This window comes from Flavobacterium sp. (genome assembly GCF_044368625.1).
Classification (GTDB): Bacteria; Bacteroidota; Bacteroidia; order Flavobacteriales; family Flavobacteriaceae; genus Flavobacterium.
In genome coordinates this window covers 1-5,879 of the sequence record NZ_JBIPPD010000202.1, presented here as the reverse complement: position 1 = coordinate 5,879, position 5,879 = coordinate 1, and the positions used below count along the sequence as shown (strand labels likewise).

At 34.9% G+C, this 5,879-nt stretch carries 6 protein-coding genes; 1 reads left to right on the top strand and 5 read right to left on the bottom strand.

Translation table 11 applies throughout. From position 1 onward, the window contains the following. Positions 1-633: 633 nt before the first annotated feature. The 3 genes from ACIQ2X_RS12965 to ACIQ2X_RS12955 form a co-directional block, all read right to left on the bottom strand. Positions 634-2,082: a deoxyribodipyrimidine photo-lyase/cryptochrome family protein gene (locus tag ACIQ2X_RS12965; protein WP_396179347.1), complete on the bottom strand. Its 1,449-nt coding sequence runs from the start codon at positions 2,080-2,082 to the stop codon at positions 634-636. Positions 2,083-2,142: 60 nt separating this feature from the next. After that, on the bottom strand, positions 2,143-2,547 hold the full coding sequence (locus tag ACIQ2X_RS12960) for a DUF2452 domain-containing protein (protein ID WP_396179346.1): 405 nt from the start codon (positions 2,545-2,547) through the stop codon (positions 2,143-2,145). A 390-nt stretch (positions 2,548-2,937) separates the two neighbouring features. Then, on the bottom strand, positions 2,938-4,356 hold the full coding sequence (locus tag ACIQ2X_RS12955; RefSeq protein WP_396179345.1) for a rhodanese-like domain-containing protein: 1,419 nt from the start codon (positions 4,354-4,356) through the stop codon (positions 2,938-2,940). Between the two features lie 308 nt (positions 4,357-4,664). Here ACIQ2X_RS12955 and ACIQ2X_RS12950 point away from each other — a divergent pair, with 308 nt between their 5' ends. After that, positions 4,665-5,090, top strand: a complete 426-nt coding sequence (locus ACIQ2X_RS12950; RefSeq protein WP_396179344.1) for a response regulator — start codon at positions 4,665-4,667, stop codon at positions 5,088-5,090. A 5-nt stretch (positions 5,091-5,095) separates the two neighbouring features. On the opposite strand, the gene ACIQ2X_RS12945 is transcribed toward ACIQ2X_RS12950, so the two are convergent. Next, positions 5,096-5,494, bottom strand: a complete 399-nt coding sequence (locus tag ACIQ2X_RS12945; RefSeq protein ID WP_396179343.1) for a hypothetical protein — start codon at positions 5,492-5,494, stop codon at positions 5,096-5,098. A gap of 152 nt (positions 5,495-5,646) precedes the next feature. Next, positions 5,647-5,838: a hypothetical protein gene (locus tag ACIQ2X_RS12940; protein WP_396179342.1), complete on the bottom strand. Its 192-nt coding sequence runs from the start codon at positions 5,836-5,838 to the stop codon at positions 5,647-5,649. Positions 5,839-5,879 lie beyond the last annotated feature (41 nt).

The following is a 5,879-nucleotide window of genomic DNA, read 5'->3' as shown; positions in this document are numbered from 1 at the left end:
TGCTCAACGGTTAATTGTTTATATTTTTTCATGCAAGACAAATTTAGGCTTTTGACCTTAAACACTTGGAGGAAAACTCCAAGTGTTTTTAATTTATCTGTTGCACTTATAACTTGAACTTACAATTGTTCATTTTTTTAAATATACTGCTGAATACTATACTGCGACCTATTTCCAGTGCAACTTTTTGAAAAACTTAAGATAGTTTTTGATTTGATTTAGTCAAGTTCAAATTTCGTACAACCTCTTCATCGTATAGTTTTCCGACTCGATTTTCTCCAATGTGATAAGCATCAGGATTCTCATAAATCAATGACTCAATTAATTTTTCAAATGTGTATCCTTGAATTTTAGCATAATTATTCGAAAAGTTTTTTTTAAAATAGATATAATTTTCTCGTTATTTTTCATAAAGATTAATCGTTAGCTTATTTATAATTCAATCAAAATCAAAAATATATCATCAAAGAAAGAGTGCTTTTTCTTATAAATATTCTTTTTTTGTTTCTTTCAAATATAAAAAATAATTGCTACCAATTTTCAAAAGCGCTGCTGACACGTTCAATGATATTTTCAACCCAATTAGTGAACCTTAAAAAAAAGCATACGAGAGACTAATAAATCAACAAATTGCTACACTTCTAACTTTCCATCCTCTTTAACAACTGCTTTTTTTCGGACACTCCAGACGCGATCACTGGCGTATTTTCGGGTGGCTTCGATATCAACAATAGGATAGGGGTAATCCTTGCCGATTTCGCAATTGTAAAATTGTTGTTCAATCGCATTTAATTTCCATGGTTCGTGTATAAGTGCGGGAGGAACTTCGGCCAATTCGGGCAACCATTTTTTGATAAATATTCCTTCGGAATCGTGGGTTTCCGAATTTTTTATGGGATTGTATATCCGAATAGTGTTCATCCCTGTGGTTCCGGATTGCATCTGAAGCTGTGGGTAGTGAATGCCGGGTTCGTAGTCCAGAAATTGCCGTGCTAAAAAGTGCAAATCGCGCCAGTCTTGCCATAAATTAAAGGTAAAAAATGAAACTACTAAAGCCCTCATTCTAAAATTAAGGTAGCCCGTTTGTACCAAGCACCGCATGCAAGCATCCACAATTGGAACGCCGGTTTTGCCTTCTTGCCAGGCTTTGATGTAAGTTTCATTTCTGGGTTTTACAATGCTGTTGTAGGCTTTATTACTGTTTTCAAATTCCATCCAAAAATTATTTTCAAATTTTTGGATAAAATGGCAATGCCAATGCAGTCGCGAAACAAAATTGAGCACCGCTCGTTTATTAGGCGATTGTTCGTAAAATTGATTGGTGTATTGATACACCATTCGCAAACTGATGTTTCCGTATGCTATGTAGGGCGACAAGCGGCTGCAACCTGTTCGGCTTAAACTGGGTTTCGAAATATATTTACTATAATTAATATGGCGTTTTTTTACAAAACTATCCAGATACCGCCAAGCCCAGTATTCGCCGCCTTGCTGAAAGTTTTCGTTTCGAGTAGTAATTGCAGTTGAAAGTGGCGCTCCTTTAAATTTTTGATACCACGCGTCTTCACAGTTTTCAAATTCAAAGGCATTTAAATCGGTTGTGAGAGGATCGGATTGCATGACTATTTTCCAGCGTTTTTCCCATTCGGACATTGACTTTATGCGTCGAACAACGCCGTGCATTTGCGATTGTTTCCACGAGATTGAGTTTTGAGCAAAAAAAAGAGCCATAGCCAAGTCTCTATCAAACGTGATTTTGTTTCCAATTTCTTGATGTGAAAAAACATTTTTTATCTCATATACGGCGTTTAGTTCTTCAAAAATGGCTTGCACTTCGTTATGAAAAATAAATATTTGTGCGTTGAAGGATTTTAATTTGGCATTTAATTCTTGTAGTGATTCATAAATAAAACGCCAATGCCGCACATCTGAATCTTCGTAACGCATCACCGAAGGTTCAAAAAAATACAAAAGTAAGGTGGGGATGTTTTCTTTTTGGGCTTTGAATAACGGCTCGTGATCGGTAAATCGCAAATCACGTTTGAACCAAACGATATTTATGGTTTTTTTATTCAAAGTCATTAAATTTGTTTAAATCAAGAAATTCTATCTAAAAAAAGAAATTTAAAAACATTCAGACGATCACGAAATGTGAATCCATTTCTTGTCGCTGTTGAGTTTAAAAGTACCCACATGCTCTCTATTCCACTCGTAAGGTGCAATTAGGGAAAGAAAATCGGAGCCGTCGGCACTTCTGTACAAATGATAAATTTCGCCCACTACAGGTTCGAACGAAAATTTGGCATTGTAAACCAATTCATTCCACTCAAATTCTTCCATCAGACTTTGATATTGTGCTTTCAGCTCGTTAAATTTTTGTGCCAATTCTTTGTTAACGTTGCTAATTCCGCGGCTTTTCCACGAGACCAAATCGTCGATTCTAATGGCTGGAGCTCCCACATTGGTTGCATACGGCAAGATACTCGCGTTGTAACCTTCGGTTTCGGAATACACAACATTATCTGGTTTTTTTTCTTCCCTATTCATAACAATTGATTTTTTAAAATGCCCATTTTTGAAATAAAGTCCGAAAATAGTATCGAATGGAACTCATTTCGTATTTTCGATGCAAAGGTAAATTATATTTTTTGTTTAACCATATAAATTTATGGCTAAACAAAAAAAGGAATCTTTCGATGTTGTGCAAAAGATTCCTTTTAGATGTTTATTGTAAAAAAATTTAAATTCAGCTCTTTGAATGGAATTGCATTGAAAGTTAATGGTACGGCTAATTTTAAAATATTATCTCCGTTTTTGATTCGCATATTTATCAAAGATGTACGAATTATAACTTAGTTTTTTTATAAAGTTCGTGAACTTGTGGGCAATAAATTGATTTTGTTATTTTCGTCTAATGTGTTCAAAGTCAGTTTTAAATTATGCTTTTAGCATTTTGCTTTGGCATATAAAATTAGTTTTGGGCACATTGGTTTTTGCAATTTCATTAAATCCTCCAGCCACTTCGGCAAAATTTCGGTAACCACGTGCTTGTAAGATGGAAGCTGCAATCATCGAGCGGTAACCACCTGCACAATGCATATAAAAATGATTTTCGGGATTGATGTCTTTGATCCAATCATTTATGGAAGCCAGTGGTTTATTATAGGCTTCTTCGACGTGCTCGGCAGCATATTCGGTAGTTTTTCGAACATCAACTACGTTACTTTCGCCTACTTTAATTTCGGTTGCAAACTGTTCCGGAGCGATTCGGTTGACGGTGTCGATTTCAAAACCTGCCTTTTTCCAAGCATCAAACCCCCCTGCTAAGTAACCTATAATGTGGTCAAATCCCACACGAGATAAGCGAGTTACGGTTTCTTCTTCTTTTCCTATGTCCGTTACCAAAACGATAGGTTGCTTGACATCGGCAATCAAAGCACCGACCCATGGAGCAAAATCGCCTGCAATTCCGATATTGATGGATTGCGGCACGAAACCCTTGGCAAAATCTCCATTAGAACGGGTGTCCAAAATCAAAGCCCCCGTTTCTTCTGTAATTGTTTCAAATTGAGTAGCTTCAATTGGATTTAATCCTTTTTTTAAAACAGTAGTAAAACTCTCGATCCCTGATTTGTTCATTGCCACATTCATACCGAAATAAGCTGGTGGTGGTAATAAACCCTCTGTGACTTCGGTTATAAACTCGGCTTCGGTCATATCAGCTCGTAAAGCGTAATTTTTTTCTTTTTGTTCGCCAATGGTGGATACGGTTTCTTTACTCATGTTTTTTCCACATGCAGAACCTGCACCATGAGCGGGGTAGACAATTACGTCATCGGCCAGAGTCATGATTTTGGTTCGCAACGAATGATACAAAATACCTGCTAATTGATCTTGTGTCATCGATGCCGCTTTTTGAGCTAAATCGGGACGTCCTACATCGCCAATAAATAATGTGTCACCCGAGAAAATGGCGTGGTCTTTTCCGTTTTCGTCAATTAATAAGTAGGTTGTACTTTCCATCGTGTGACCAGGCGTATGCAAAATTTTTATTTTGATATTTCCGATTAAAAATTCTTGATTGTCTTTTGCAGAAATGAAATCAAAATCGGGATGTGCAGACGGTCCGTACACAATGGAAGCGCCTGTTTGCTTACTTAAATCGAAATGTCCAGAGACAAAATCGGCATGGAAGTGGGTTTCAAAAACGTACTTTAGTTGTACGTTATCCTTCTTCAGACGTTCTATATAGGGTTGTGTTTCGCGAAGCGGATCGATAATGGCAGCTTCACCATTCGATGTGATATAATAAGCACCTTGAGCCAAACATCCGGTATAAATTTGTTCTATTTTCATCTGTACTTCTGTTTTTTATAATTACAATATACAAATATACTAATCAAAAATGGGTTAAAACGTGACAAAAGTTACATAATTATGTGGAGATTGAAATATTCTATACCGACAAGATTTAATTTAAATTTTTTCTTTTGTAAGAATTTGATGTGTTTTTAAAGAATATATTTTCAGGATGCTAAAGCTACTTTTATTTGTAGTACTAATTCTTGTGTTTTTGAAGGACGTAAATATGAACTTGTCATATTAAATTTATAACGTGTTTTAAAAGCGTACCTTTGTAATCTAACAATTTATACAAATTCAAGATGAATAAGCAAGGTGCGATTGTGATTGTGGAAGACGACGAAGACGATCAACAATTTTTTATCGAAGTCTTTAAGGAGCTTAATTACAGTAATGAAATTATTTTTTTTAATGATGGTCAAGAAGCCTTCAAATATTTGACTGCTAAAACTAGCGAACCTTTCATTGTTTTTTCAGACATCAATATGCCTAAATTGAATGGGATCGAATTGAGAAAACAAATTCACGAAAACGAAGACATTCGGATAAAAACGATTCCCTACTTATTTTTTACCACAAGTGCCGAACAAGAATGGGTTATAGATGCCTATTCGAAATCAATTCAGGGCTTTTTTATCAAACCGTCCAATTTTGAAGAATTAAAAGATACGATGCGAATTATTATTGAATATTGGCAAAAATGCGAGTCGCCTAATTATGTAAAATAGGAATTTTAGGTTTCCTTTTTCTTTTCGTTCAGTTTTATTTCTTCCAAATCGGCGTTCACTTTTTCTTTTTTCATTCCCACACGGATGAATCCAAAAAGACTCATGTAAACATTTGCAATCCACACGAGTGCAAAAAAACCGATGACGGAACCCCGCCAATCATTATATAGAAGGTGGTATCTGGTAATAATTAGAAAAAACAAGGCTACATAATGACTGAAACAATATTCACAAGTAAATAAGTAGAAAAATTTGCGTTTAAAAATACGGGAACTTTCCTTCGATTTTTTTGTACAAAATTCTCTTAGCTCTCTAAAAACTTCTTCTTTGGTAACCGTCCAAGCCACAGAGGCTATGGGAAGTGCAAGTATAAAAAGGTATTGAATTTGTTGGGATAGTTCCATTTTGTGCTATTTTGAGGTTGTTTGATTGATCTCCAAAATTTGGAGACACTTTAAATTACCGAATTACCTACGAATTTTGTTAGCCCGTATCTTTCTAAATATAGCAAAAAAAAAATCGAAACTTCTGGTTTCGATTTTTTTTACCACAAAAACTATTTCTTCTTTGATTTACTTTTGGCTTTTTTCTTTTTGTCAGCTGCTTTTTTCTTAGCCTTTTTTTCTTTTAACTTCTTTTTGGCTTTTTCTTTTTTAGCTTTCTCTTTTTTCTTTTTATTGGCTTTTTTAGCTTTTTCTTTCAATTTGTCTTTTGCTTTTTTCTCTTTTTCTTTGATTTTATCGCTCATCTTTTTTAATTTTTTTAGATTTTTTTTGTCCAATTTTTCCG